General features: G+C 65.2%; 25 protein-coding genes and 1 tRNA gene. 17 read left to right on the top strand and 9 right to left on the bottom strand.

Annotation, left to right across the window (positions count from 1 at the left end):
• Together AB1411_14655 and AB1411_14650 are read left to right on the top strand one after the other, a co-directional pair.
• Nucleotides 1-345: hypothetical protein (locus tag AB1411_14655; protein MEW6544835.1), on the top strand; the 345-nt coding region annotated here is incomplete at its 5' end.
• Nucleotides 346-451: 106 nt separating this feature from the next.
• Nucleotides 452-2,323 (top strand): RiPP maturation radical SAM C-methyltransferase, encoded by a 1,872-nt coding sequence (locus AB1411_14650; GenBank protein MEW6544834.1) that lies wholly within the window; start codon nucleotides 452-454, stop codon nucleotides 2,321-2,323.
• A 63-nt stretch (nucleotides 2,324-2,386) separates the two neighbouring features.
• Here AB1411_14650 and AB1411_14645 read toward each other — a convergent pair whose 3' ends face one another.
• On the bottom strand, nucleotides 2,387-3,061 hold the full coding sequence (locus AB1411_14645; protein MEW6544833.1) for a sigma 54-interacting transcriptional regulator: 675 nt from the start codon (nucleotides 3,059-3,061) through the stop codon (nucleotides 2,387-2,389).
• Nucleotides 3,062-3,178: 117 nt separating this feature from the next.
• Here AB1411_14645 and AB1411_14640 point away from each other — a divergent pair, with 117 nt between their 5' ends.
• From AB1411_14640 to AB1411_14600, 9 genes are all read left to right on the top strand, one after another.
• Nucleotides 3,179-4,351, top strand: a complete 1,173-nt coding sequence (locus tag AB1411_14640; GenBank protein MEW6544832.1) for a substrate-binding domain-containing protein — start codon at nucleotides 3,179-3,181, stop codon at nucleotides 4,349-4,351.
• A 25-nt stretch (nucleotides 4,352-4,376) separates the two neighbouring features.
• Nucleotides 4,377-5,210: a substrate-binding domain-containing protein gene (locus AB1411_14635; GenBank protein ID MEW6544831.1), complete on the top strand. Its 834-nt coding sequence runs from the start codon at nucleotides 4,377-4,379 to the stop codon at nucleotides 5,208-5,210.
• Nucleotides 5,211-5,289: 79 nt separating this feature from the next.
• Nucleotides 5,290-5,958 carry a hypothetical protein gene (locus AB1411_14630; protein MEW6544830.1) on the top strand — a complete coding sequence of 223 codons (669 nt, stop codon included), beginning with the start codon at nucleotides 5,290-5,292 and terminating at the stop codon, nucleotides 5,956-5,958.
• Nucleotides 5,959-6,017: 59 nt separating this feature from the next.
• On the top strand, nucleotides 6,018-7,799 hold the full coding sequence (locus AB1411_14625; GenBank protein MEW6544829.1) for a porin: 1,782 nt from the start codon (nucleotides 6,018-6,020) through the stop codon (nucleotides 7,797-7,799).
• A 103-nt stretch (nucleotides 7,800-7,902) separates the two neighbouring features.
• Entirely contained in the window at nucleotides 7,903-8,652 is a 750-nt protein-coding gene (gene modA, locus AB1411_14620) for a molybdate ABC transporter substrate-binding protein (GenBank protein MEW6544828.1), read from the top strand.
• An 11-nt stretch (nucleotides 8,653-8,663) separates the two neighbouring features.
• Nucleotides 8,664-8,978, top strand: a complete 315-nt coding sequence (locus tag AB1411_14615; GenBank protein ID MEW6544827.1) for a hypothetical protein — start codon at nucleotides 8,664-8,666, stop codon at nucleotides 8,976-8,978.
• Between the two features lie 25 nt (nucleotides 8,979-9,003).
• On the top strand, nucleotides 9,004-9,681 hold the full coding sequence (gene modB / locus AB1411_14610) for a molybdate ABC transporter permease subunit (protein ID MEW6544826.1): 678 nt from the start codon (nucleotides 9,004-9,006) through the stop codon (nucleotides 9,679-9,681).
• Entirely contained in the window at nucleotides 9,663-10,751 is a 1,089-nt protein-coding gene (locus AB1411_14605) for an ABC transporter ATP-binding protein (protein ID MEW6544825.1), read from the top strand. Before modB ends, AB1411_14605 begins: the two co-directional genes overlap by 19 nt.
• Nucleotides 10,752-10,807: 56 nt before the next feature.
• Complete coding sequence (locus AB1411_14600; GenBank protein MEW6544824.1) at nucleotides 10,808-12,040, top strand: MFS transporter; 1,233 nt, start codon at nucleotides 10,808-10,810, stop codon at nucleotides 12,038-12,040.
• 120 nt (nucleotides 12,041-12,160) lie between these two features.
• On the opposite strand, the gene AB1411_14595 is transcribed toward AB1411_14600, so the two are convergent.
• The 8 genes from AB1411_14595 to AB1411_14560 form a co-directional block, all read right to left on the bottom strand.
• On the bottom strand, nucleotides 12,161-12,466 hold the full coding sequence (locus tag AB1411_14595; GenBank protein ID MEW6544823.1) for a PilZ domain-containing protein: 306 nt from the start codon (nucleotides 12,464-12,466) through the stop codon (nucleotides 12,161-12,163).
• A gap of 184 nt (nucleotides 12,467-12,650) precedes the next feature.
• A tRNA-Met gene (locus AB1411_14590) sits at nucleotides 12,651-12,726 on the bottom strand.
• A gap of 94 nt (nucleotides 12,727-12,820) precedes the next feature.
• Nucleotides 12,821-13,138, bottom strand: a complete 318-nt coding sequence (locus AB1411_14585) for a hypothetical protein (GenBank protein MEW6544822.1) — start codon at nucleotides 13,136-13,138, stop codon at nucleotides 12,821-12,823.
• Nucleotides 13,139-13,309: 171 nt separating this feature from the next.
• Nucleotides 13,310-14,461 (bottom strand): hypothetical protein, encoded by a 1,152-nt coding sequence (locus tag AB1411_14580; GenBank protein MEW6544821.1) that lies wholly within the window; start codon nucleotides 14,459-14,461, stop codon nucleotides 13,310-13,312.
• Between the two features lie 34 nt (nucleotides 14,462-14,495).
• Entirely contained in the window at nucleotides 14,496-14,708 is a 213-nt protein-coding gene (locus AB1411_14575) for a hypothetical protein (GenBank protein MEW6544820.1), read from the bottom strand.
• Nucleotides 14,709-14,796: 88 nt separating this feature from the next.
• On the bottom strand, nucleotides 14,797-15,492 hold the full coding sequence (locus AB1411_14570; GenBank protein MEW6544819.1) for a hypothetical protein: 696 nt from the start codon (nucleotides 15,490-15,492) through the stop codon (nucleotides 14,797-14,799).
• Between the two features lie 39 nt (nucleotides 15,493-15,531).
• Nucleotides 15,532-15,771, bottom strand: coding sequence for a hypothetical protein (locus AB1411_14565; protein MEW6544818.1), 240 nt, complete (start codon nucleotides 15,769-15,771; stop codon nucleotides 15,532-15,534).
• 110 nt (nucleotides 15,772-15,881) lie between these two features.
• Nucleotides 15,882-16,589 carry a chlorite dismutase family protein gene (locus tag AB1411_14560; GenBank protein ID MEW6544817.1) on the bottom strand — a complete coding sequence of 236 codons (708 nt, stop codon included), beginning with the start codon at nucleotides 16,587-16,589 and terminating at the stop codon, nucleotides 15,882-15,884.
• A 193-nt stretch (nucleotides 16,590-16,782) separates the two neighbouring features.
• On the opposite strand from AB1411_14560, the gene AB1411_14555 reads away from it, so the two are divergent.
• From AB1411_14555 to alaS, 6 genes are all read left to right on the top strand, one after another.
• Complete coding sequence (locus AB1411_14555) at nucleotides 16,783-17,370, top strand: hypothetical protein (protein ID MEW6544816.1); 588 nt, start codon at nucleotides 16,783-16,785, stop codon at nucleotides 17,368-17,370.
• Between the two features lie 25 nt (nucleotides 17,371-17,395).
• Nucleotides 17,396-18,685: a competence/damage-inducible protein A gene (locus AB1411_14550; GenBank protein MEW6544815.1), complete on the top strand. Its 1,290-nt coding sequence runs from the start codon at nucleotides 17,396-17,398 to the stop codon at nucleotides 18,683-18,685.
• The gene (gene thpR / locus AB1411_14545; protein MEW6544814.1) at nucleotides 18,649-19,281 is read left to right on the top strand and encodes an RNA 2',3'-cyclic phosphodiesterase; all 633 of its coding nucleotides are present in this window, start codon (nucleotides 18,649-18,651) and stop codon (nucleotides 19,279-19,281) included. The genes AB1411_14550 and thpR overlap by 37 nt, the downstream gene beginning before the upstream one ends.
• A 174-nt stretch (nucleotides 19,282-19,455) precedes the next feature.
• Nucleotides 19,456-20,553 carry a recombinase RecA gene (gene recA / locus AB1411_14540; protein MEW6544813.1) on the top strand — a complete coding sequence of 366 codons (1,098 nt, stop codon included), beginning with the start codon at nucleotides 19,456-19,458 and terminating at the stop codon, nucleotides 20,551-20,553.
• A gap of 98 nt (nucleotides 20,554-20,651) precedes the next feature.
• On the top strand, nucleotides 20,652-21,131 hold the full coding sequence (locus tag AB1411_14535; protein MEW6544812.1) for a RecX family transcriptional regulator: 480 nt from the start codon (nucleotides 20,652-20,654) through the stop codon (nucleotides 21,129-21,131).
• Nucleotides 21,128-23,761 carry an alanine--tRNA ligase gene (alaS, locus tag AB1411_14530; protein ID MEW6544811.1) on the top strand — a complete coding sequence of 878 codons (2,634 nt, stop codon included), beginning with the start codon at nucleotides 21,128-21,130 and terminating at the stop codon, nucleotides 23,759-23,761. Before AB1411_14535 ends, alaS begins: the two co-directional genes overlap by 4 nt.
• Nucleotides 23,762-23,835: the final 74 nt, after the last annotated feature.

The following is a 23,835-nucleotide window of genomic DNA, read 5'->3' as shown; positions in this document are numbered from 1 at the left end:
GCGGCGGCGGAGCTGCGGAACCGGGCGGAGGTGCACGCGGCGGACAATGCGGGGCCGAAGCTGATGGCGGTCAGCCTGGCGCTGGACCGGCTCCTGGAGACCGTCGCCGAGATCGGCAAGGAAATTCGCGAGGAGAGCGGCAAGACCATCAGGCTCCTCAGCATGGCTCTGGTTTCAGGCAGTGTACTGCTGGCTGCTTTCACCATCATGATCGGACGGCCTCGTGAGGCCGGTGCCGCCGATGGGGCATTATCCTCTGATCAACCCCCCGAGTCTTCCCAGCGGCATCCCTCAACCGCATCTGATCCTGCGGTGCCCCGGTCAATCCCGTCCGAGCCAACCTGACGCGGTCCCCTACGGCTGCAGGCGCCTAACCCGATCACGCCGGCATGGCCGGGGATTGCGAGAGCTCTCGATTCCCCTGTATAGTTGACAGCCTGGAGGGCACACTATGAGCGACGGAGCACGGGTGGCGCTCGTCAATATGCCCTTTGGTTATTCCAAGTATCCCTCCATCCAGTTGGGAACCCTCACGTCCCTGCTCAAGTCCCAGGGGATTCCCGTCGAGTGCCACTACCTGAACCTGCGGTTCGCCCGCACCATCGGGGTCCCGCTTTACGAGCATCTCTGCGAGAAACGGGCCCTGTTCGGAGAGTGGCTCTTCTCCCACCTGCTTTTCCGGGACAATCCGAAGCACGCGGAATATCCCCGAACGTTCAAGCCCGTCTTCGAGGAAATCGCCCGGCAAAGCGGCCGTCCGGTCTCCTATTTTGAAGACATCAAGACCCGGATCGCGCCCCAGTTCCTCACGTGGGCGCTGACCGCGATCGACTGGGGGCGGTACCGGATCGTCGGGTTCACGTCGACCTTCGATCAGAACGTGGCCAGCCTGTCCATGGCCAAATTGATCAAGGACCTCCATCCCCAGGTGAAGGTCGTTTTCGGCGGCGCCAACTACGACGGGGAAATGGGCCTTGAGTACTTCAGGGCCTTTCCATGGATTGACTTCGTCGTGATCGGGGAGGGGGAGCTGGTCTTCCCGGACCTCGCCCGTTGCGTGTTGGCGGGGCAGGCCGACGGGTATCCCCCGGGGGTCGCGTATCGGAACGGCGGTCAGATCGCGTTCCGGCCGAACCCCAGCCTTTTTTCCGAGTTCGAACGCACGGGGCCCCCGGATTACGACGATTATTTCCGCCAACGGGAGGAGCTGGGGGCGGAGCCGTCCCGGGGAATGGACCGCATCCTCCTCTACGAGGGATCACGAGGCTGCTGGTGGGGCGAGAAGCACCATTGCACCTTCTGCGGCCTCAACGCGCAGAGCATGAGGTTTCGCGCCAAGTCCCCGGAGCAGGTGGCGTGCGAGATGGATTACCTGTCGAGCCGCTACGACACGACGCGGTTCCGGCTGGTGGACAACATCATCGACATGAAGTACGTGGACCGAGTGTTCGGGAAGTTCGCCGAGGAGCGGCTCGACGTGGATGTCTTCATCGAGACCAAGAGCAACCTGAACAAACGGCAGATCCGGACGCTCGCCCAGGGCGGAGTCAAATGCATGCAGCCGGGCATCGAAAGCCTGAGCCAAGCCCAGCTCAACGAGATGGACAAGGGCGTGAGTCCGATGCAGAACCTCCAGTGTCTGAAGTGGAGCCTCTATTACCACGTGGACGTGTCTTGGAACATCCTGCTGGGCTTTCCGGGAGAGACCGACGAGGACTACCGGAGGCAGATCGGGCTGATTCCGTCCATCGTACACCTGCAGCCGCCCGACTCGATCGGACGGTTCTGGCTGGAGCGGTTCAGCCCCTATTTCATGCGGCCGGACCGGTATGGCATCAGGGTCACTGGGCCGGGAGCCGCCTATGCCTACGTCTACGATCCACGGGTTGTGGACCTGAATAAGATTGCCTACGACTTCGAATACGAGATCGACACGCGCGTGTCTCCCGACCTGTACGGGGAGTTGGCCGGTCTGGTCCGTGACTGGCAGCGGCGCTACGCCTCCGCGGACCGGCCCTTCCTGTACTATGCCAAAGCCATGAGCTACGTGACCGTCTACGACGGTCGCGGCGTAGGTCGTCCTTCCCGTGAGCGGTACGAGGGACCGGCCGCGTTCATGATCGACTTCTGCAACGAGGCGCCCAGGTCCCTTGAACAGATCAAGGCGGGATGGGGCGAAAGGAAGGCGTCTTGGGGGCAGAAGATGCCAGCGGGCGACGAACCGGTCGAGCCGGCGCTCGACCGGCTGGTCGCCAAGAGGGTCCTCTATACGGAAAAGGGCAAGTACTTCACCCTTGCCCTCCCGGAAAATCCCAACCTGTGACGGTTCCGTCCGAGTAACCGCCGAGCGAACTGCCTGCCGCCCGCGACGCCGGTGTCTGAGCGACTATCCCTTGTCAAGGATCGCTGCGACGTCCGACGCCTCGACGGGCCCGGATTGGGCCGGGAGGAGGAGGCGCTCCACGACGTCCCGCAGCTCGCGGACATTGCCGGGCCAGGAATAGGCGAGGAGGGCTTCCACGGCCGAGGGGGCGACGCGGCGAGGGGGAAGCCCGGGCCGGTGAAACAGCCGCAGGAAATGCTCGACCAGGACGGGAATGTCTTCGGGACGGTCACGCAAGGGGGAGACGTGGATCCTCACCGACGCGATCCGATACAGCAAATCATCCAGGAAGCGTCCGGCGAGGATCAGCTCCTGCAGGTCGCTTGAACTGGTGGCGATGATGCGGCAATGGGCCGTGGCCGACTCTCTGTCGGAGGGAGATCGTCCTTTCTCAATGAATTCCAGCAACCGGCGCTGGGCTTGGCCCGGGAGCAGACCGATGTCGTCCACGAGAAGGGTGCCGTTCAGGGAGACGGAAGCGAATGCCGGCCGCTCCAAGGCGAGGCTCCGGAACGAGACGAGAGGCCCGTCCCTGCGGCTGAGCTGGTGCAGGGTCCGCGCGATCGCATCTTTGCCGGAGCCTGGTTCGCCGAGGATCAGAGTCGGGGAGTCGGTTCGAGCCGCCTGCTCGACCGTCATCATGAGCTGTTTCCAGGCGAGGCTGACTCCGCAGAGCATAGGGAGTGCCGGTACAGTATCACATGCCGTGGTCTGTGAAGGAGGGAAGGAACTTTGGGCCGGTTGGTGACACTATACTTGACAGCATGTCTTTTCTTCTGATATGAGGGACCCCCCATGGGGGAGAAAAACAAGGCGGAGCCGATCGAAAACGTTGAGAATCGCCTCCGGGGGCTGCGGACCGGGCGCGGGCTCTCCCAGGGGGAGCTTGCTCGTATGGCCGGCGTGACCCGGCAGGCGATCTGCGCGATCGAAGGCGGGCAGTATCTGCCCACCACGGCCGTCGCGCTCCGGCTGGCCACCGCGCTCAATTGTCGGGTCGAGGACCTCTTCAGCCTGATCTCGTCCGGTGAGGTGGTGGAGGGAGAACTGATCGGGGGCGAGTCGGTGCCGGCACGGACTCGCGTCAAGGTGGCACGGGTGGGGGGGCGGTACCTGGTCCGTCCGGTTTCCTGGCTCGGCGAAGTCCTGAATTTCACGGTTGCCGCGGACGGACTGACCAGAGAGGCGGTGGATCAACACAGGGGGGGCGGGAGGAAGCCCGGCCCTGTGAAGGTCGAGCTGCTCCGGGATCGTCGGGGCGTGGAGGAGGAACTGGTCGTCGGCGGGTGCGACCCCGCCATCTTCCTGGCCGGGGAGTATTTCCGTCGCCGGGATCAGCGCGGCTCCGTGGTCGGCTGGACGATGGGGAGCGTGGCTGCTCTTGAGGCGCTCAAGCGGGAAGAGATCCACGTGGCCGGCCTCCACATCGTGGATGAGAAGTCCGGGGAAAGCAACCTGCCGTACATCCGGCGGCACATGAAGGGGCAGGAGGTCAGGGTCGTGACCTTCGCAGCCTGGGAGGAGGGCTTGCTGGTCCGGGCGGGAAATCCCAAGGGCATCCGTTCGGTGGCTGACCTGGCCAGGAAGGACGTGACGTTGGTCAATCGCGAGCCGGGAGCCGGCGCCCGGCTGCTTTTGGATCGGCGGTTGGCGATGGCCGGCATTCCATCCGCTCAAGTCAACGGCTATCAGCGGATCGCACGGTCGCACCTGGAGGTGGGACGGTTGGTTGCCGAAGGGTTGGCCGACGCGGGCATGGGGGTCCGATCGGCGGCCCGGTTCTTGGGTCTGGATTTCATCCCGTTGCAGGAAGAACGGTACGATCTGGTGGTTCCGGCCAAGTATCTCACGGTCCATCCCGGCCTCGCCGTCTTGCTGGACACCATCGTGAGCCGGCCCTTCCGCCGCGAAATGGAGGCGATGGGCGGTTACGATACGAGAGAAACCGGGAAGGTGCGGGAATTGTGAGCGCCGGCCTTCGAACGAGGGGGCGATGAAAGGGCGAGCGAAAGGTTGGCGATATGGCTGGGGCGTCTGCGTCTTGGTTTTGGCCCTGCCAGGTGCCGGCGTCCAAGGGCGGCACGAGGCGCTGGCGATGGAGTCGCTGGTCATTGCCGCTTCGCCCAGCTTGAAGGTCCCAGTTGAAGCCCTGAGCCGGGCGTTCGAACGACGCCATCCGCACGTGAAAGTCAGGGTGTATTACGACTCGGGACTGGACCTGAGGCGGACCATCGCGACGATGGAAAACACGGGCAAGCACTTCATCGGGACCGGCCCGATCCATCTGATTGCCCCGGGGGGCGATGAGCTGATCCGGAGACTGGAGGCGAAATACTACGTTCTTCCGGGCACGATGCGTCCCTATGCGGTCGTTCCCCTGGTTCTGGTCGTTCCTGCCGCGCTTGTGGAAGCACCCGCCTCGTTCGAGGAATTGGGGAGGGGGGCAGGGTATCGCATCGCGGTCGCGGATCCGACGTTGACGGAGCTGGGCAGACAGACCCGCCAGCTCTTCGAAGCGGTCGGCATTGCCGACGATGTGAAAGGGCGGCTGGATGTGGCCTCGGATGCCCGCGGCGTGCTGGACCACCTGCTGTATGGGCGGGCCGACGTCGGGATCATTTTCGGGCCGGATGCGGTTCGGGAGCAGGAGCGGATCCGCGTTGTGGCTACGGCCGAGCATGCCAGCCTCCGACCGACGGTGCATTCCATGGCGATGGAGCGCTATTGTCCGAACCGTTCCCTGGGCGAAGAGTTCCTCTTTTTTATCCAGTCTCGAGAGGCCCAGAAGGTCGTGAAGGCCTTGGGATACCTGCCGGTCGGGCCGTAGACGGACCGGAAATTTTTTTGGCCAGTGATGACATTATACATTACATATTATAATTTATAATTTCTAATCGGAGAGCGACATGCGGGATTCCGAGACGCGTGGTCGTTGGCGCAACATAACGATCCTGGCCGCTCTGGTCGGCGGGCTGTGGTCTGCGGCGGGCTGCGCGCGGCTTCCGTACACCGTTCAGACGGTCCATGAGAGCCAGCGCGCGGTGGTCACGATTCAACGGGAGGTGAAGCCGGCCGGCTACACCCATCCGGTGCAATTCAGTCCCCGGGACCTGGCCGCGATCCTCGCGGCCTTCTCCTTCCGGGAAAAACAGCGGCTGCCGCTCCGCTGGTTCGCCGAAGAAGTCCCGCCGAAAAAAATCTTCCGCCAGGACGAACTGGACGCGCTCGTTCCCTTTCTGGCCGAGGCGCTCCAGAAAGCGGGTCCCGAGGAGCGGGTGCATTTCCTGCTGCTGGCTCCCGGCATGAATCCCGCTTACGAGCACGACGCGACCGGCGGTTGGATTGCCGTCCGCGATCCCTACTTCCACTTCACACTCGAGCACTTTCACGCACAGTTTCCGATCCGGAAGGAGGAACAATGGGACCTGCGCTATCCGGCCATTCCGCCTGAGTCCGGCACCTTCCTCCTTTATTTCGAGCCCAACCGCTTCTGGAGCACCGATCCGGCTGTGGGTGAACGAGGTGTGCTGTATCGCGACTTCCTCAAGTCCGCAGACCTGCCCATTGAGAAGTAATGAGGCCGCCATCCCGGGCATCCACTCGTCGGTCTTCGTTTCAGGAGGTATTGGCGGCCATGTTGGCTCGACAGACTTGGGACGACCGGCTCTGGAGCCGGCTCCTGAGAGCATGTTTGCTGGCCGTGACCTTGACGGCGGCGTGGGGCGACCCGCGGCCTGCTCACGCGGTGGAGTCGGGGAAGCTGATCGAGAAGGACGGCAAGTACGTGTTCGTCGAGACCCAGGACCCGGCCTTGCGGCTCCTCATGGAGCGGGCTCTGGAGAAGGGGTTGATCACCCAGGAAGAGTACGAACAGGCTCTCAAAGACTCGGAGACCTACGCCTATCTGACCCAGAGCCCCTTTAAGCTCTGGTACGACCGGGGCTTCAACGTCTCGGTGAACGACAATGCGTTTTTTCTGAAGATTCGTGCCCGCGCGCAGTTCCGGGAAACGACGAGGTGGCGGAACGACGCCTGGAGGAATCCGGGAGACGCCAAGAACTTTCCGGAGCTCCTCGGAGTGTTCGGGGATTACCGGGCGAACCGCTCGACGAACAATTACTCCCAATTCAACCTGCGGCGGGCCCGGCTCCTGTTCACGGGGCACATCTTCAACCCGGATTTCAAATACTTCATGCAGCTCGGATTCGAAACGGCGGAAAACGCCCAGACACCGGGCTCGGCCAACCTGTTGGACTTCTACGTCACCAGCACCCACTTCCCCCTGTTCAACGTCCAGGCCGGCCAGTACAAGGTGTATTTCAACCGGTCCCAGATCAACAACACCGCCTCGATGCAGTTTTCGGAACGAGCCCTCGTGATGGACGCCTTTACCGCGAACGGGCTCAACCGCCGGGACATCGGCCTGACGATCATGAACGACGACGAGCTCTACCCGGTGAACTATTATCTGGGGATGTTCAATGGGGGCGGCCCGCTCTTCACCGACTACGGGTCCTTTGAAAGCGAAGAGCCGACCCAAGGTTGTCCCGGCGGCCAGACCGGCAGCAATCCGTTCCCGACCCCTTCCTGCCCCACCAATCAACGGAATCTGAACGCGAATTTCAGGGGCAATTGGATCAACCAGTTCATGTATTCGGCCCGCCTCATGTGGAACGTGACGGGGCGGCCCGGCTACGGGGAGGGGGACCTGGCCTATTCGGAAACGCCGCAGTTGGCGGTGGCCGGGAACTTCGCCTACAACCCGGGGATCAACACGAGCAGCGACAACGCCTTCATCGGCATTGACCTGGCGAACCTCAACTGGCGCCGGCAGTTGGCGACTTTCGGAAACGGCCGTCAGCTCGGATGGGGAGTCGTGGACTACACGACCTGGGGGCTGGACGCGGTCTTGAAATACCGCGGGTTCTCGCTTCAGGGCGAATATTATTTCAAGAACATCAATCGCCACAACAAGGGACTGCCTTGCGTGCAGACGAGCAGCGTCGGAGGGCCCTGCACTGGTTACGCCCCAGGGTTACTCGGCAACGCGACAGGCTGGTACGTCCAGTCCGGCTACTATCTCATTCCCCGCCATTTGGAGGTTGCGGCGCGCTATGCCTACTGGGATCCGGATACCCACTCGGCCAGCGATCTGATCAAGGAGGTGGATTTGTCCCTCAACTGGTTTCCATTCGGGACCTACGACTACCAGTTCATGATCACCTATTCGAACGTCGCGATGGGGACCGGCGGGTACGCGATCGGCCGCAGCAATCCCTTGCCCAACACGGTGAACGGCGACCAATCGCAGTGCAACTCGACGACGGCCTGGCCGTCTGGCTGTGTGCCCCTGGACGCTCGCGGCGGGACATTGGTCGAAAATGCCCTGCGCGTCCAGCTTCAGATCTTTTTCTGATCCCTCCGGTCAGGTATGATGGGGCCCGGACGATGCGCGACGAGGGCAACGTGAGGCGACGAAGAAAGGATTCTCCATGGTTGTGAGGAGCATCGGGATCGTCATGGCAGTTTTGGCCTGGTTCTGCCTCGGGTCCACGGCGTCGGGAGCCGAGGAGATCACCGTGGCCGCGGCTTCGGACCTGAACTTCGCGTTCAAGGAGATCGTGGGGGAGTTCGAGAAGAGGACCGGGACCCGCGTCAGGCTCTCCCTCGGGTCGTCGGGCAACTTCTTCTCCCAGATCCACAACGGGGCGCCCTTCGACCTCTATTTCTCGGCCGATGTCCGGTATCCGCAGAAGCTGATCGAGACCGGCCACGCGGTGCCCGGTTCGCTCTACAAGTACGCAGTGGGGCGGATCGTGGTCTGGGCGCCGAACGGCTCGCCCCTGGCCGTGGACAAGCTGGGGATGGAGGTCCTGCTGGATCCCTCGATCAAGCGGATCGCGATCGCGAATCCGAAGCACGCCCCGTACGGGAAAGCGGCGGTGGCCGCCATGCAACACTACAAGGTTTATGATCGGGTCAAGGACAAGCTCGTCCTCGGCGAGAACGTGTCTCAGGCCGCCCAGTTCGTCGAGTCGAAGGCGTCCGACGTCGGCATCGTGGCGCTGTCGCTGGCCTTGGCCCCTTCGATGAAGGCGGCCGGGAAGCATTGGGAGATCCCAGCCTCGGCGCACCCGACCATCGAGCAGGGGGCGGTGATTCTCAAGGGTGCGAACAATGCCGAAGGAGCCAAGGCCTTTCTGGACTTCCTGCGGGGTGCAGAGGGAAGGCACATCATGACGCGCTACGGGTTCGTGTTGCCGGAGTGAGTCGCAAGTCCATGCAGCGAGCGGGCCGCGGAGCCGCCGTCGCCTCCCTCCTGCTTCTCTGCGCGGCATGCGCGCAAGGGGCCCGGTTCCTTCAACTCAATGAGCAGGGAGGCGTGGTGGCCTATCCGCTCAAGAAGGACCGGGAGAGCATCTATGCCTCACGATTCCGAGCCGAGGCCCTCACCATGATCGAGGAGCACTGCCGGAAGGGCTATCGGATCGTCCGCGAGGGGGAGACCAAGGGGGAAACCCGTAATTCCGGGCTGGACGCGGATGACCTGCTCACGACCCGTCGGTTCTGGGGACTGCAGTTCCAGTGTCAATGACCGACGGTTTGAACGCGCGGATCGCATGAACTGGGCCGCCATCCTTCTCACGCTCAAGCTGGCTACTTCGACCGCGCTGGTCCTGCTCGTCCTGGGCCTGCCGCTGGCCTACTGGCTGGCCTATTCCCGCTGGCGGTGGAAGTTCCTGGTCGAATCGGTGGTGGCCCTGCCGCTGGTGCTGCCGCCGACCGTCCTGGGTTTTTATCTGCTGGTGGCGATGGGGCCCCGCAGCCCGTTGGGCCGCTGGTATGCGGACCTCGCCGGCCAGCCCTTGCCCTTCACCTTCGAGGGGCTCCTGGTCGCCTCGATCCTCTATAGCCTGCCCTTCACGGTGCAGCCGCTCGCCGCGGCGTTCGGCTCGGTGGACCGGAAGCTGGTGGAAGCCTCCTGGACGCTCGGCGTGTCCCGGCCGGCGACCTTCTTCCGCGTCATCCTTCCCCTGTCCGGCGCCGGCGTGCTCACGGCGGCGGTCCTCAGCTTCGCCCATACCGTCGGCGAGTTCGGTGTGGTGCTGATGGTCGGGGGCAACATCGAAGGGGTGACCCGGACAGTTTCGATCGACATCTACGACGAGGTACAGGCGCTCAACTACGGAACGGCGTCGGAAACGGCGCTCCTCCTCCTGATCTTCTCGTTCCTCATCCTCTCGGTCGTGTATGCGGTGAACCGGAACGTCTGGGCTGCATGGCCGCTGAAGAACTAGTCGCCGAGTTCGAAAAGCGGTACGACGGAGGGCCGGCCGTCGCTGTCTCTTTCCGGCTCCCGGTGGGGCGCCCGTCGGTGCTGGTGCTGTTCGGACCGTCCGGAACCGGCAAGACCACGGTGCTGCGCTGCCTAGCCGGGCTGGAACGGATCACCGCCGGCTCCATCCGGTTCGCCGGTGAGATCTGGGCTCAGGCCGAGTCCGGCTTGCTGGTACGTCCCCAGGCCCGATCCGTCGGCTACCTGCATCAGGACTATGCCCTGTTTCCTCACCTGACCGTCGCCGGCAACACTGCCTACGCCCTCTCCCGATTGAGCCACGAGCAGCGAGCGGCCCGTGTTCGCGACATGGTCAGGCTGTGCAAACTGGACGGGCTGGAAGACCGATATCCTTCCCAGCTCTCCGGGGGGCAACAGCAGCGGGTGGGACTGGCCCGCGTCCTGGCCTCGCGGCCCCGGCTGCTGTTGCTGGATGAGCCCCTCTCGGCTCTGGACCTGCCCACCAGGGAGCAGATGCGGAGCGAGCTGCGCGGATTGATCATGGGGCAGGACGTCCCTGCGATCTGGGTCACCCACGACTGGGCCGAGGCGCTGACCCTGGCGGACCAAGTAGCGGTGATGGGGGTCGGGAAGATCCTGCAGGTTGGCCCTCCGGAGGAGGTGTTCAGCCGGCCGGTCAACGCCGAGGTGGCCGCGATCGTGGGGGTGGAAACGGTCCTGCCGGCAACCGTGGTCGAGCGGCGCGACGATCTGGCGGCGCTGGTTGTCGGGGAGGTGCGGCTTTGGGCGGTCGAGCCCCAGGGCCAGGGGGATTCGTTCTACCTCTGCATCAGGGCCGAGGACGTGACTCTGGAGCGGGGCGCTCGGCCGGACAGCAGCGCCAGGAACCACCTCGTCGGCCGCGTGGCCGAAGTCCGCGCCGCCGGACCCGTTTCCCGCGTGGTCGTGGACTGCGGCGTGCTCTTGAGCGCGCTCGTGACCAGGCAGGCGGCCCAGGAGCTGGCTCTGGGACCGGGGGCCCCCGTCACGGCCACCATCAAGGCCTCGGCGATTCATCTCGTCCCAAGATAGCGAGGCGAGGCCGCCTCCGTCGGGCCGGTGCATCGAGCCCGAGCGGAACCGACGCCATGTCCCTCTCTCGTGATTCTCCTGAATCCGGCCGGTCCTGGATCACGACGACCGTGGTCGGCATCGTGCTGGCCACGTTCTTCTCCGACGCCAGCCATGAGATGTGCACGGCGGTCCTGCCGCTCTACCTGGCGACGCTGGGGCTGGGCCCCGCGGCGCTGGGTCTGATCGAAGGGATCGCCGATTTCCTCGTCAGCCTATCCAAGCTTGCCGGTGGGGTCGTCGGCCACCGCGTCCGGCGCAAACGCCCGTGGGCCTCGTTGGGCTACCTCGTCACGACCGTGGCGACGAGCGCCATCGCATTGGTCGGCGGGCTGGTTGCCCTGGTCTCGTTGCGGGGGATGGCCTGGGCCGGGCGAGGCTTCCGCGGGCCGCTCCGGGATTATCTGCTGGCCGACGCGGTGGGCGCGAGCCACTATGGCCGGGCTTACGCGCTGGAGCGGGCGGGCGACATGCTCGGGGCCGTGGCCGGGCCTCTGGCGGCCACGCTCCTCGTGTGGGTCGGCCTGGAATTCCGCACCGTCATTCTCTGGACCCTGCTGCCCGGTCTCCTTGCCGCCGGCTCGATGTTTTTCCTGACCAAAGAGCGTGGCCAGGCGGACGTCGGGAATGAGGACCCGGACGGGAAGCTGCCCTTTCGGTCGTTTCCCAAGGGCTTCTGGCTCTTTCTGATCGGGGTTCTCCTGTTCGGCCTGGGGGATTTCTCACGGACGTTCCTCGTCTGGCTGGGCGTTCGCGCGCTGGGCGAAACGGGCCTTCACCAAGCCGGAACGGTTTCGGCCGCCGTCCTCCTGTATGCCGGCCACAATCTCGTGAGCGCGGTGGCGGCCTATCCGATCGGCCATTGGGCTGATCGGCACTCCAAACGTCGGCTCCTGCTGTGGGGGTACGGTCTGGGGGCCGGCACGAATCTGCTGCTCGCCTGGTTCAGCGGATCGGTGCCCTGGCTCCTGGTCGTCGTGGCCCTGTCCGGGACGTACATCGCGGCGGAGGAGGTGCTGGAGCGGGCCGTGGTCGCGGAGATGCTCCCGCGCGAGCTGCGCAGCCTGGGCTTCGGCATCCTCGCCTGCGCGAACGCCGTCGGCGACATGGTGTCGAGCCTCTATGTCGGGGTGGCCCTGGAAACCCTGACCCCGGCGTGGACGTTCGGCACGGCCGCGGCCTTCAGCCTCGCCGGGACCCTCTGGCTGGTCCTGGTACACCAGCGGCGTCGGTCAGGGCCGCCTGTCTGATCTTGGATTCACGTATATCTCGGCCACGTGGAGCGCGCGAGACCCGCCGGTTATGACGGTTGTCTGGCGCATGATCACCTTAGCGAAAGCAGATGGAGGGAAAGAAAAGGAATGAGGAATTCAGCGGAGCCGGTGCAGAAGATGCGTGAGCCGGTCCTGTTCATCCGGACGGGTGTTCAGAAACTCCAGTCCGAATTCGTTGCCGGATGACCATCGGACGACCGCCTGGTCGATCTTGATCGGCGCATCGTCATCCACGTAGATACGCAGCGTCAAGGTTGTGCCTTGAGGGACCGGCGCCGTGGTGCTGATGGCACAGCCCGATTCCGAGAGGTTGCGCGTTGTGCCTTCGCCGACGTCCAAGTCACCGGTCACGGTGATCTTGAAAAGGACCGGGATTCGCTCGTGACGCCGCTTGTCTTCCACAGCCTCACCCGCCGAGCCCATGGTACGTCAGGGAACCACGGTGCGCAAGGTTTTTCCTTACGCTCGCTTGGGGCTTTTACCGGATGAGCGGCCTTGTGATTGGGAATAGATCAGTGGAACGGAGCAGCTTCAGCGCTGCGATGGATCGCCCCCCTCCGCATCCCCCGGTCGGGGGTTCGAAGGGTGGTGGCGGTGGAGGGGATCGAACCCCCGACCCGCGGCTTATGAGTCCGCTGCTCTACCAACTGAGCTACACCGCCACGAGGATTGGGTTGTATCAAGGGCTGTGATCCCGCGTCAAGCGGCTATCCCGTCTCGACGGTCAGAGGGGTGGGCGGCGGACGGAACGGACGGTCAGCCGACCAAGTCCGGGTTGAGTCGTTCCAGCGGGCGGATGAGACTGGCCTTGATCTCGTTGTAAATGATGGCGCGTCCGACCTGGCGCAGCCGGCTGAAGACCCCTTCGACAACCACCAAGTCGCCTTCGTGCACATCGGCTTTGCCCAGCCCGACGACCTTGACGGTGCTGTCCTTGTCCTTCAGAAGGAAGCCGTAAGCCAGCTGCCCCTGCCGGTTGGCCGCGATTTGAAGGTTGGCCACTCGTCCGACGACGACGACGTTCTGGTGGTCGTATTGCTCGGCATGGGCCAGAAGCTCCTCGATCTCGGTCATGCCGACGGCCCGAGCCGATGTCGGAGCCAGGATGAACAGGCAAAGCCCCGCGAGCAAGAATGCAAGAGGGAGGGGAGACGGAAGCGTTGTCCGAGGCCGCTTCGAGGGGCACCGCATGGGCGTCATTATAGCCTCGGAGGAAGGAATTGCAAGCCCGACACCGTGAACGGTCTATTCGCCCTTGAAGCTCCGAAGGATGTGCTCGCCCATCTCGCCGAGCTGAAATTCCGCCGGCTTGGCCTCCGGTTCGGGCAGCCCCGGAAGCTCTTTCGGCCTGGGGGAGATTCGCGCGATGAGATCCTGTTCCAGCGCCTCTGCGGAAGTATCCATCTCGTTGAGGATGGCGTGCAGCCGCTGCAGGGCGAAGAGCGACTTGAATTTGACGTACTCGCTCATCGGATTGGCTTCCTGGATGATGGACGACCAGAAGCGGCCTTCGACTTCCTCCGGAAGGGAGCCGAACGCGAAGGCGGTCAGCTTGTCCATGAGAGCCGCTTCGCTGCCTTCCATCCCGTCATACTCGTCGACCGACCGTTCGACCGGTCGCTGGGAGAGGGCGACGAACGTCTCCTTCCAGAGATCGACCGGAGAATGGGAGGCCTGGGAGCCGGCCGGCATGGCCGGCTTCAGTTTGGCTTGCATTTCCTGAAGAAACTGGTGAAGGTACTTCACCTTCCTGGCGGCCAGGCTTCCGATCGGAATACCCCAGATGAGGGCGATCTCGTGGTCCTGTAGCGGTGACAGGCTGACCGTCTGGAATTCACGCCTGGCGAGGTCCAGGCGACCGCGTTCCCGGAGCAGCTTGCGCTGCAGGCTCTGATACTCGGTGCACAGCCGCGCCTTGCGGTAATCCTCTTCGGCGATCTCGTCTTTCTCCCATTTCCGCTCCAGTTCCCGGATCGCCGGTTTGGGGAGGGCCGTCCGGGCCTGCTGAGTCAGGGTCTCCAACTCGGTTGCGTCCAGACCGAAACGGGTCGTGAGCAAGCGTTTGGCGAGCTGGATCTGGGCTTCCGTCAGAGCGATCTGCTTGCTCAGGCATTCGATCTGGAGCCACCGCCTCTCGCGCTTGTGACGGGTCATGGCGCGGTACTGGGCGACGCGGTCCGTAATGCCCTGGATCGTCTCCTTGGAGATGTAGGGCGTGAGCGGCTTGCCGCCCGACTGGAACCGCGGGTCGGGCCGATCCGCCGCCATGTATTCGACGTCTTCGGGCGGCACGTCCAGGTATTGCAGCATCAGCAGCCGCATCATGATGCGGCCCTGGACGGGCATGGCGTTGACGATCGTTTCGATCTGTTCGGGGCTGATGAGAGGTGACGTCATGTCGGGAAAGAATCGTGTGAGCGAGGCCGTGGGGTTACGCGGAGCGCCCCTCCCGCTCCTCAAGATAGGTGGCGACGAATTCCCGAATCTGTTGGATGGTCCCGCTGATGTAGAGCTCGCGCGGAATGTCCACTTTTACCAGGCGGTTCGGGTCTACGCCCTTTTCGATCGCGTAGGCCTCGTCCACGTAAAGGCTGACAGACCCGTCGGCGTATCTGATCGCCCAGAGAGCGCTGGATTCTTCCATGTGACGAGGTGCCCCGTTCCAGTGCGCGCCCAGGCGGCGCCGGAACCCCTGACGGTGTGATTGTCGTAACACATCGGTCTGCGCCCTGTCAAAGCGCGGCCCGCCCCGTATCGGATGAGCGGAAGCGGTCTCGGCGCCACACCACATAGGCAGTGAACGCCAGGAGGGTGACCAGAAACACGGTCCGGACCCGCCCGTACCCGAAGCAGGCGTAGTTGGCCGTGGCGTTGAGCAGTCCGAAGCCGGCATAGGCGAGATACAGGAAGAGCGACCAGCGCGTGAGGCGCAGGAAGCCGTAGCCGATCAGAACGTGCAGGGTTGGGGACTGGGCCTTGGCCAGGACGCCCCACAGGCCGGCCGGCTTGCTGCAGAAGACCGTCAGGGCGTATTCGGGGTTTGCCACGATGATGTAGAAATCCGTGACGGCGGTCAGGAGGAAAAGGCCTCCCAGGTAGCGGATGTCGTGGGCGCCGGACCAGGCCAGCCGGGCTGCGGGCCGGAGGCCGAGCCAGCTGGGCCGTGCCGACGGAGCGGGGATGGGTAGGAAGGCGTCGTAGCTTTGCAGGGCCCACCAGGGCAGGGCCAGGAGCATGAAAGCCAACACGGCGGCTCCGCCGCCCGCAACCCTCCCGATCCCCCACGTGCCGGCCAGGAGGACCATTCCCGTCAGGAAAATCAGACCGGCCTGTCGCGGTTGGCGCTTGAGCGCCTGCCCGAGCCCCGGGACGAGCGCGGACAGAACGGCTGGCCAGGGGTGGGGCTGTTCAGGAATCGATGGGCTCATCGAGCGTGGAGCGTGGGGGATGCGTGCTCGTCGGTTCCGTCAGGCCCGGGCCGCTGGCTTCCTGGGCCGTCCTTCCGTCTTGGATGGACGATCGGGGGAGCCGGCCGTGACGGAAGGGGCCTGGCGGCTCGGGCGCTCTCCTCCTTGGCCGTCGAGACGATTCTGGACGATCGTCCGGTCGAGTCGAAGACCGCACTGGATGCATCGCCACCCGTCGAAACGTCCGCTGTGGGCTTGGCTGTCTTCCTTGATGAGGAACCCGGCGCACTTGGGGCACATCGCCAACGGTTCTCCTTGGGGTCACAACGCCAGGCTGTCGCCGGAAAGCGGCACGGCCCCCCGGTGCTGCGGGAGGCCGTGCGCGCGACACGAGTCAGGAGCCGGAAGGATTACCCGCAGAGCGTGTCGAGGGTTTCCTTCAGGCTCTTCAGGATGCACGAGAAAATGGGCGTGTCGCGCTCGGTGTAGCGGCTGGCTTCCGCTGAGCGGAGCTCCATGACGAGATCCAGGAAATCCTCCGGCTTGTCCGTCTCGAACGCGACGACGAACTCCTGGTCGTCCAATCCGAAGGAATAGGTGGTGTTCAGTTTGACGGACGGATAGCGATGGCCGATTTCGATGTGCTCGTCCATCATGCCCTGGCGGGCCGCCTTGGTGAGCAGATACCACTCGCGCTTCTTCACGAACGGATAGACGAAGATGTACTTGCTCTTTCCCGGAACGATCTGGAGCCGCCGGCTCTCCTGTCCCTCATGGACGTGATGATCCACGTAGATCGATCGCTTGGTCATCGACAGGTAGGAGTAAGGCGTGGTCATGTACTTGCCCAGGCTCGTGGCCAGCAGCTTGGTCATCATCTCCTGGAACAGCTCGAGCTCGTAGCCGATCCGCCAGAGCATGAAGTCGCAGTCGCCCCTGATGCCGATGAGGGTGTAGGGAATGACGATGACCTTGGACGAATATTCCTCGACGACGCGGATGAATTCCTGCTTGCCCCGGCTCCGCTCTTCCTCCGGAAGCCGGCGCCACGCGGGGTCCACCTTGTGGAAGCTGAAATTGACGAATTGCCGCCTGGCGTTCTGCTCACCGCTGGCCATTACCCGCCTCCTTGCACCGCACCCAGATCACCGGACCCTCGGAAGGCGTGTTCCTATCACTTCGGAGCGCACGTTGTCAACCCGGACGGGGGGCTGGCCGCCGCACCGTTTGCCGCCATGGAGTTGCCGGGAGCCGTTGACAGGACCCAGGTGATCTGCTATCGCCTCACCCGATCGCTCCGAGAGGACGTGCATGCGGATCTTCGTGCTGCCGGTCGTCGCTTGGGGCCTGCTGGGATGGGCGGCCGTCGGGCAGGCCATCGAGGTCCACCCGACTCAGACCCAGATCGAGGCGGCTTTGGAGCGTGGCCGGGCGGCCGCAACTGCGCGCACCCCGCCGGACCGCCTCTATGCCTGGTTCGGGCCGCGGCGCGAGTTGGAACCGCAGGGCTTCCTCATGAGCAAGATCGTCGGGCTGACCGTCATGTCCGCCCACTTCGCCCTCCGCTCGGCCACGCCCAGCGAGAGGGAGATCAAGCAGGTCTTGGACGACGAGCTGCTCCTCGTCAGCGTCGTCATCTTCGGAGATTGGCCCGACTTCGCCGTGGACAGCTATATGACGCTCACGCAGGGGGAGCGGGTCATCAAGCCGGTCCGGGTGCGGTTCGATGGGCAGGCGGCGAGGACTTCCGTTTGGCCCAACCAGCCGGCCTACAGGGCCAAGGTCGTGGCCTCCTTCCGCTACGCCGATCTGGACCCGAAGGCCAGGACCAGGCTGTCGGTCTTTCCTCCGCGCGGGGGCGAGGTTTCGTTCGACCTGGATTTCGGAACGATCGAATGACCGGGACAGGGGCGCCTCAAGGGACATGAGATACGGCGAGATCATCGCGGTCGGTTCGGAACTCCTGTTGGGGGGGAGGCTGGATACCAACTCGCTCTTTCTCACGGAGGGCCTGGCTTCCGTCGGCGTCGAAGTGCGGTTCAAGTCGGTGGTGGGGGACGAGGAGGCCGACATCGTCCGGGCCATCCGAGCCGCAGTCAGCCGGGCCGGCGTGGTCCTGCTGACCGGCGGGTTGGGCCCGACCGGGGACGATTGCACCAGGGAGGCCGTGGCCCGGGCGACCGGACGGTCCCTGCGGCGGAATGCCGAAGCGCTCGAAGGGATGAGGCAGCGGCTGGCCGCCTGGGGACGGACGCCGACGCGGGCTCAGCTCCGTCAGGGATTGATTCCTTCCGGGGCGGAGGTGCTGGCCAATCCGGTGGGATCGGCCCCCGGCTTTGCCCTGGCTTGGCGGGGCTGTCTGATCGCCGCCCTGCCCGGGGTTCCCGCCGAGGCCGAAGCGATGTTCAGCCAGGCGCTGGCGCCCAAGCTGGCAACGGTCCAAGCGGGAGCCGGGGCTCCGTGGATTCGCCGCCATCTCCTGCACACCTTCGGCGTGCCGGAGGCCGAGTTGGAGGAGCGGCTCCGGACTGCGATCGAGCGATACGATCGGGTCCGGCTGGGGCTGCTGGCGTCTCCGTTGGGGGTCACCGTGTCCCTGACGGAAGTGGGGGAAGCAGGACGCCGGGCCAGGGACGGGGAATTCGACCGGGCCGTCCGGGCCGTGCGGCGGAGGGTCGGCGTGGCCCTCTATGGCGAGGGGGCTGACACGATGGAGGGGGTGATCGGCCGGCGCCTGGCGGACCGAAGGCTGATCCTTGCCGTGGCCGAGTCCTGCACGGGCGGGCTGATCGGCCATCGGATCACCCAGGTGCCAGGCAGCTCCGCCTACCTCGACCGGGTGGCCGTCTGTTACAGCAACCGGGCCAAGGTCGAGCTGCTGGGAGTTCCGGAGGAGCTGATCCGGCGGCATGGGGCCGTGAGCCAGCCGGTTGCGGCGGCGATGGCTCGGGGGATACGGCTCCGGAGTCGTGCCGCGGTCGGGTTGAGCGTGACCGGCATCGCCGGGCCGGACGGGGGCACGCGGGACAAGCCGGTCGGGTTGGTCTACGTCGGATTGAACGGCCGCTCCGGCCGAAGCGGACAGACGGCCGCCCTCACGCGCGAATTCCGCTTCCACGGGACCAGGGAGACGATCAAGCTGCGCGCTTCGCAGGCCGCGCTGAACCTTCTGAGGGAATGGCTCATGGCGACGAGCCGGGTGAGAACGTCGTGATCCGGACCTTCGTAGCGGTGGAGCTGGACGGGGCGCTCAAGGAGCGGCTCGCCCGGCTCCAAGACGGGATCAGGAACCGGCTCAGGCGGGACCTGCCCCCCGATGCCCGACTCCAGTGGGTTCGGCCCGAGTCCATCCACCTGACGTTCAAGTTTCTCGGGGAGATTCCAGAGGACCGGGTGGAAGAGATCCGGCGGGCCCTTGAGCCGGTTGCGAATCGGTCGCCGGGCTTCTCCGTCGAGGTCGGAGGAATCGGGGTCTTTCCCGAGCAGCGGGCGCCTCGCGTCCTGTGGATCGGACTGGCCGATCCGGGCGGGCGGCTCACGCACCTGGCCGGAGAAATTGACCGGGCTCTGGAACGGATCGGATTTTCCCCGGAGGCCAGGGCCTTCTCCCCACACCTGACCCTGGGTCGGATCAAAGAGCGGGCCAGGGAGATCGGGCGCGCATTGGCCTCCGCCGGAGTCCTGACGCAGACGGAGCCCCTCGGGTCCCTGGCCGTTCAGCGGGTGGCCTTGATGAAGAGCGAGCTCAAGCCTTCCGGGGCCGTGTACACGAGACTGTGGGAGGCCTCGCTCGGGAAGGCGGAAGCATGAAAGATGTGGGTTTTCCTACTCTCTCGGACTAGGTTTCCCCATCGGACTTGGGTATAATGGGCGCATTTCACAACGATGAGCGATGAAGGCGAATGATGAGCGGCTTGTGCCCCTCATTATTCATCATTCATCCTTCTACCTTCAGCCTTCGTTCTTAGGGAGTAAGGAGGCCTTATGGCCGAGCGAACTGTAGAAAAAGACGAGAAAAAGCGCGCATTGGAATTGGCCCTGACTCAGATCGAGAAGCAGTACGGGAAGGGCGCCATCATGAAGTTGGGCACGGCCGAGGTGGCGGCGGACGTGCCGGCCATCTCGACCGGATCGCTGGGACTGGACATTGCCCTGGGGGTAGGCGGTTTTCCGAGGGGGCGGGTGGTGGAGATCTTCGGTCCTGAGGCCTCGGGGAAGACCACGCTCTCGCTGCACGCGATCGCGGAGACGCAAAAGGCCGGAGGGGTCGCCGCCTTCATCGATGCCGAGCATGCGCTGGACCTGGGCTACGCCAGGAAGCTGGGCGTCAATACGGACGACCTGCTCGTGTCGCAGCCGGACACGGGCGAGCAGGCGCTGGAGATCGCCGAGACGCTGGTGCGGAGCGGCGCGGTGGACATCATCGTCGTGGACTCCGTGGCGGCGCTGGTGCCGCGGGCCGAGATCGAAGGGGAGATGGGGGACGCCCACATGGGGCTCCAGGCCCGGCTCATGTCCCAGGCGCTCCGCAAATTGACGGCCGCGATCTCCAAGTCCCTGACCACGGTGATCTTCATCAACCAGATCCGGATGAAGCTGGGCGTCATGTTCGGGAACCCGGAGACCACCACGGGCGGCAACGCGCTGAAGTTCTACTCCTCCGTGCGCCTGGACATCCGCCGGATCGAATCCATCAAGGAGGGCCAGGAGGTGGTGGGCAGCCGGGTCCGGGTCAAGGTGGTCAAGAACAAGATGGCGCCCCCCTTCAGGCAGGCGGAGTTCGATGTCCTGTTTGCGGAGGGCATCTCCAAGGCCGGCGAGCTGGTCGACCTCGGCGTGGACAAGAAGGTGCTGGAGAAGTCGGGGGCCTGGTATTCCTACAAGGGCGAGCGGCTGGGCCAGGGGCGGGAGGCGGTCCGGGACCAGCTCAAGGGCAACCAGGTTCTGGCCAAGGAAATCGAAGGGCGCCTGCGCGAACTGGCCGGGGTCGCGGCCCGGTCGGCGGAGAAGGTGCGGGCCGAGGAGAAGCGGCCGGACGGCAGGGCCGAGGAGAAGCGGGTTCACGCGGGACGCTCGTCCTGAAAAGGACCGGGGCCAAAAGGCTGGGCGGGGGGTCATGGAGGAAGACGGCTGTTCCCTCGCCCACGCCTCCGGCCTGCCACCGGATCGCGGAGGGCCGGATGCTTCCCCGCAAGCCTGCTCGATCCTCCCTTCCCGCCGTTGATCCCTTCGAGCAAGGCGTCCTCCGCTACCTGGCACGGCGGGACCGGACGGAAGCCCAAGTCAGGACCTACCTGGGCCGGACGGGGGCGTCGCCGGTCCGAATTAGGCAATTGCTTGAGCGGCTCCGGCACCTCGGCTATGTGGACGACGAGGCCGTCGCGCGGCGGCTGGCGCGGGCGAGACTCAGCCGGCGTCCGATGGGGCGAGCGAGGCTGGAGGCGGAGTTGCTGGCGCTGGGCCTGGCCCGCTCCGTCACCGATCCGGTGCTGGACGAACTCTACCGGGAGCGGAGCGAGCGGGACTTGGCCCGGCTCCTGCTCGGGCGCCGTCCGCCCCGGGGCAGGCCGAACGAGCGCGCGCGGGAGGCCGGCCGGTTGAGACGCTACGGGTTCAGCGAAGACACCATTCAGGACGTGCTCGGAGACGACGAGGCATGACGAGAAGCGCAGACGACCTTCGCCAGAGCTTTCTCCAGTATTTCGCCCGGCACGGGCACCAGACCGTGCCCAGCTCTCCGCTCATTCCCCAGGCGGACCCTACGCTGCTGTTCACGAACGCGGGCATGAACCAGTTCAAGGGGGTCTTTCTGGGCGAGGAGACGAGGGCCTACCGTCGGGCGGTCTCGGTGCAGAAGTGCATGAGGGCCGGCGGCAAGCACAACGACCTGGAAAACGTCGGGTACACGGGACGGCACCATACCTTTTTCGAGATGCTCGGCAATTTCTCGTTCGGGGACTATTTCAAGGAGGAGGCGATCCGGTTCGGATGGGAGTTCCTGACTGGCGTGGTGGGCCTGCAGAAGGACCGGCTGTGGGTCACGGTCTATCGCAACGACGACGAGGCCGCGGCCCTCTGGGAGCGGATCGGGGTTGCCAAGTCGCGGATCATGCGCTTCGGCGAGAAGGACAACTTCTGGCAGATGGCCGAGACGGGACCCTGCGGGCCCTGCTCCGAGATCCATTACGATCAGGGGCCGGCCGTGCCGGGAGACGACGTGCCCAACGGGGAGGGGGACCGGGTCATCGAGATCTGGAACCTGGTGTTCATGCAGTTCGACCGCGACGCGGCGGGCACGCTCAAGCCCCTGCCGAAGCCCAGCATCGACACGGGGATGGGGCTAGAGCGGCTCACCGCCGTCGCGCAGGGGGTGCACAGCAACTACGACACGGACCTCTTCCGTCCGATCCTGGAGGCGATCGGCAAGCGCACCGGCCACCGGTACGGCGCGCAGGCGGCCGCGGACCGGTCCATGAGGGTCATCGCCGACCACCTGCGCGCCACCGCCTTTCTGATTGCGGACGGGATCGTGCCGTCCAACGAAGGGCGGGGATACGTGCTGCGCCGGATCCTGCGGCGGGCCGCCAGACACGGGCGGTTGCTGGGCGCGACCGAGCCGTTCCTCCACGAGCTGACCGGCTCGGTCATCCAGCGCATGGGCGGGGCCTATCCGGAATTGCGCGTTTCGGCCGGCACCATCGCCCAGGCGACCCAGGGAGAGGAGGAGCGGTTCATCGCGACGCTGGACCAGGGGCTTCCGATCCTGAACGACCTCGTGGTCAAGGCCAAAGGCTCGGGTCGGACCGCCTTGCCCGGCCAGGAGGTCTTCAAGCTCTACGACACCTATGGGTTCCCGCTGGATCTCATCGGGGAGGCCTGCAAGGAGCAGGGGCTCGTGCTGGACGAGGCGGGATTCCAGCAGGCGCTCGAGGAGCAGCGTGAGCGGGCGCGCAGGACCCCCGGCTTCGAGGCCGAGACCGCCAGGCCGGTCGTGACGGAACTGGCCGGGCGGCTGGGGCCGACCCGCTTCGTCGGGTATGAGAGGCTTCAGGCCGAGGGAACCGTGCAGGCGATCGTGAAGGGGGACCGGCTCGTCAAGGAGGCGGTGGAGGGGGAGGAGATCGAGCTGGCGCTGGACGTGACCCCCTTCTACGCCGAGGGGGGCGGACAGGTCGGGGACCGGGGGATCCTGACCGGGCCGGAAGGACGGGTGCAGATCAAGGAGACGACGAGGCCGGTGCCGGATTTCATCCTGCACAAGGGGACCGTGCAGTCGGGGCGGGTGCGGGAGGGGGACCGGCTCGAGGCGCAGGTGAACCGGGTCAGCCGGCTGGACGCGGCCCGCAACCATACGGCCACGCACCTGATGCACGCGGCCCTGCGCGAGATCCTGGGGCCGCATGTCCGCCAGTACGGATCGCTCGTGGCGCCCAATCGCCTGCGGTTCGACTTTTCCCATTTCAAGCCGCTCTCCTCCCGCGACCTCGACGACATCGAGGGACTGGTGAACGAGCGGATCAGGCTGAACGATCCGGTCCAGACCGACGTCATGGGCGTGCAGGAGGCCGTCAAGGCCGGAGCCCTGGCCTTCTTCGGGGACAAGTACGGCGAGCAGGTGCGCGTCGTGCGCATCGAATCCTTCAGCAAGGAGTTGTGCGGCGGAACCCACTGCCGCTTCACGGGGGACATCGGCCTCTTCCGGATCGTCTCGGAGACCGGAGTGGCGGCCGGCGTCCGCCGGATCGAAGCCTTGAGCGGGAGCGGGGCCCTGGCGCAGCTCAAGCAGTTGGAGGCGGAGGTCCGCGAGCTGTCCGACCTGCTCAAGGTGGCCCCCTCCGACCTCGTCGTCAAAACCAGGAAGCTCATGGCCCAGTTGAAGGAGAAAGAGCGGGAGCTGGAGCAGCTCAAGCTGCGCATGGCCAGCGGCTCGACGGAAGGGGCGCAGGTGCGGGAGGTGCGCGGCGTCACCGTGCACGTCCAGCGGGCCGACGGGATGGACGGGGGGGAGCTCCGCAACCTGGCCGATCGCGTCCGGGACAAGCTCAAGAGCGGGGTGATCGCCCTGGGGTCGGTCCAGGACGACAAGGTGGCGCTGCTGGTCGTGGTCAGCAAGGATTTGACCTCGCGCCTCAAGGCCGGGGACTTGGTTCGGGACATGGCCGCGGAGGTCGGCGGGACCGGAGGCGGAAGGCCGGAGATGGCCCAGGCCGGGGGCAAGCAGCCGGAACGGTTGGATGCGGCCTTGAACAAAGTGTTTGAGTTGGTGGAGCGCGCGGTCGGGAGGACGTGAAGCGTCATCCGTCATTGGTCACTCGCTGGAGGAAAGGCGGCGGTCTCTTTCACGAATGACGAGTGACGAGTAAC

The sequence above is a fragment of the Nitrospirota bacterium genome (genome assembly GCA_040757595.1).
Taxonomy (GTDB): Bacteria; Nitrospirota; Nitrospiria; order Nitrospirales; family Nitrospiraceae; genus JBFLWP01.
This window is presented reverse-complemented; position numbering and strand designations above follow the sequence as displayed.

Bases quoted from the DNA above. Each gene is read 5' to 3' on its own strand.
- recA (MEW6544813.1), top strand. From the start codon at position 19,456: ATGGCCGAGCGAACTGTAGAAAAAGACGAGAAAAAGCGCGCATTGGAA.
- AB1411_14565 (MEW6544818.1), bottom strand. From the start codon at position 15,771: ATGTGCCCCAAGTGCGCCGGGTTCCTCATCAAGGAAGACAGCCAAGCC.
- modA (MEW6544828.1), top strand. From the start codon at position 7,903: ATGGCAGTTTTGGCCTGGTTCTGCCTCGGGTCCACGGCGTCGGGAGCC.
- AB1411_14585 (MEW6544822.1), bottom strand. From the start codon at position 13,138: ATGACCGAGATCGAGGAGCTTCTGGCCCATGCCGAGCAATACGACCAC.
- thpR (MEW6544814.1), top strand. From the start codon at position 18,649: ATGGCTCATGGCGACGAGCCGGGTGAGAACGTCGTGATCCGGACCTTC.
- AB1411_14605 (MEW6544825.1), top strand. From the start codon at position 9,663: ATGGCCGCTGAAGAACTAGTCGCCGAGTTCGAAAAGCGGTACGACGGA.
- AB1411_14625 (MEW6544829.1), top strand. From the start codon at position 6,018: ATGTTGGCTCGACAGACTTGGGACGACCGGCTCTGGAGCCGGCTCCTG.
- AB1411_14550 (MEW6544815.1), top strand. From the start codon at position 17,396: ATGAGATACGGCGAGATCATCGCGGTCGGTTCGGAACTCCTGTTGGGG.
- AB1411_14570 (MEW6544819.1), bottom strand. From the start codon at position 15,492: ATGAGCCCATCGATTCCTGAACAGCCCCACCCCTGGCCAGCCGTTCTG.
- AB1411_14615 (MEW6544827.1), top strand. From the start codon at position 8,664: ATGCAGCGAGCGGGCCGCGGAGCCGCCGTCGCCTCCCTCCTGCTTCTC.
- AB1411_14650 (MEW6544834.1), top strand. From the start codon at position 452: ATGAGCGACGGAGCACGGGTGGCGCTCGTCAATATGCCCTTTGGTTAT.
- AB1411_14535 (MEW6544812.1), top strand. From the start codon at position 20,652: ATGCTTCCCCGCAAGCCTGCTCGATCCTCCCTTCCCGCCGTTGATCCC.
- AB1411_14600 (MEW6544824.1), top strand. From the start codon at position 10,808: ATGTCCCTCTCTCGTGATTCTCCTGAATCCGGCCGGTCCTGGATCACG.
- AB1411_14580 (MEW6544821.1), bottom strand. From the start codon at position 14,461: ATGACGTCACCTCTCATCAGCCCCGAACAGATCGAAACGATCGTCAAC.
- AB1411_14560 (MEW6544817.1), bottom strand. From the start codon at position 16,589: ATGGCCAGCGGTGAGCAGAACGCCAGGCGGCAATTCGTCAATTTCAGC.
- alaS (MEW6544811.1), top strand. From the start codon at position 21,128: ATGACGAGAAGCGCAGACGACCTTCGCCAGAGCTTTCTCCAGTATTTC.
- AB1411_14575 (MEW6544820.1), bottom strand. From the start codon at position 14,708: ATGGAAGAATCCAGCGCTCTCTGGGCGATCAGATACGCCGACGGGTCT.
- AB1411_14640 (MEW6544832.1), top strand. From the start codon at position 3,179: ATGGGGGAGAAAAACAAGGCGGAGCCGATCGAAAACGTTGAGAATCGC.
- AB1411_14630 (MEW6544830.1), top strand. From the start codon at position 5,290: ATGCGGGATTCCGAGACGCGTGGTCGTTGGCGCAACATAACGATCCTG.
- AB1411_14555 (MEW6544816.1), top strand. From the start codon at position 16,783: ATGCGGATCTTCGTGCTGCCGGTCGTCGCTTGGGGCCTGCTGGGATGG.
- AB1411_14635 (MEW6544831.1), top strand. From the start codon at position 4,377: ATGAAAGGGCGAGCGAAAGGTTGGCGATATGGCTGGGGCGTCTGCGTC.
- modB (MEW6544826.1), top strand. From the start codon at position 9,004: ATGAACTGGGCCGCCATCCTTCTCACGCTCAAGCTGGCTACTTCGACC.
- AB1411_14645 (MEW6544833.1), bottom strand. From the start codon at position 3,061: ATGCTCTGCGGAGTCAGCCTCGCCTGGAAACAGCTCATGATGACGGTC.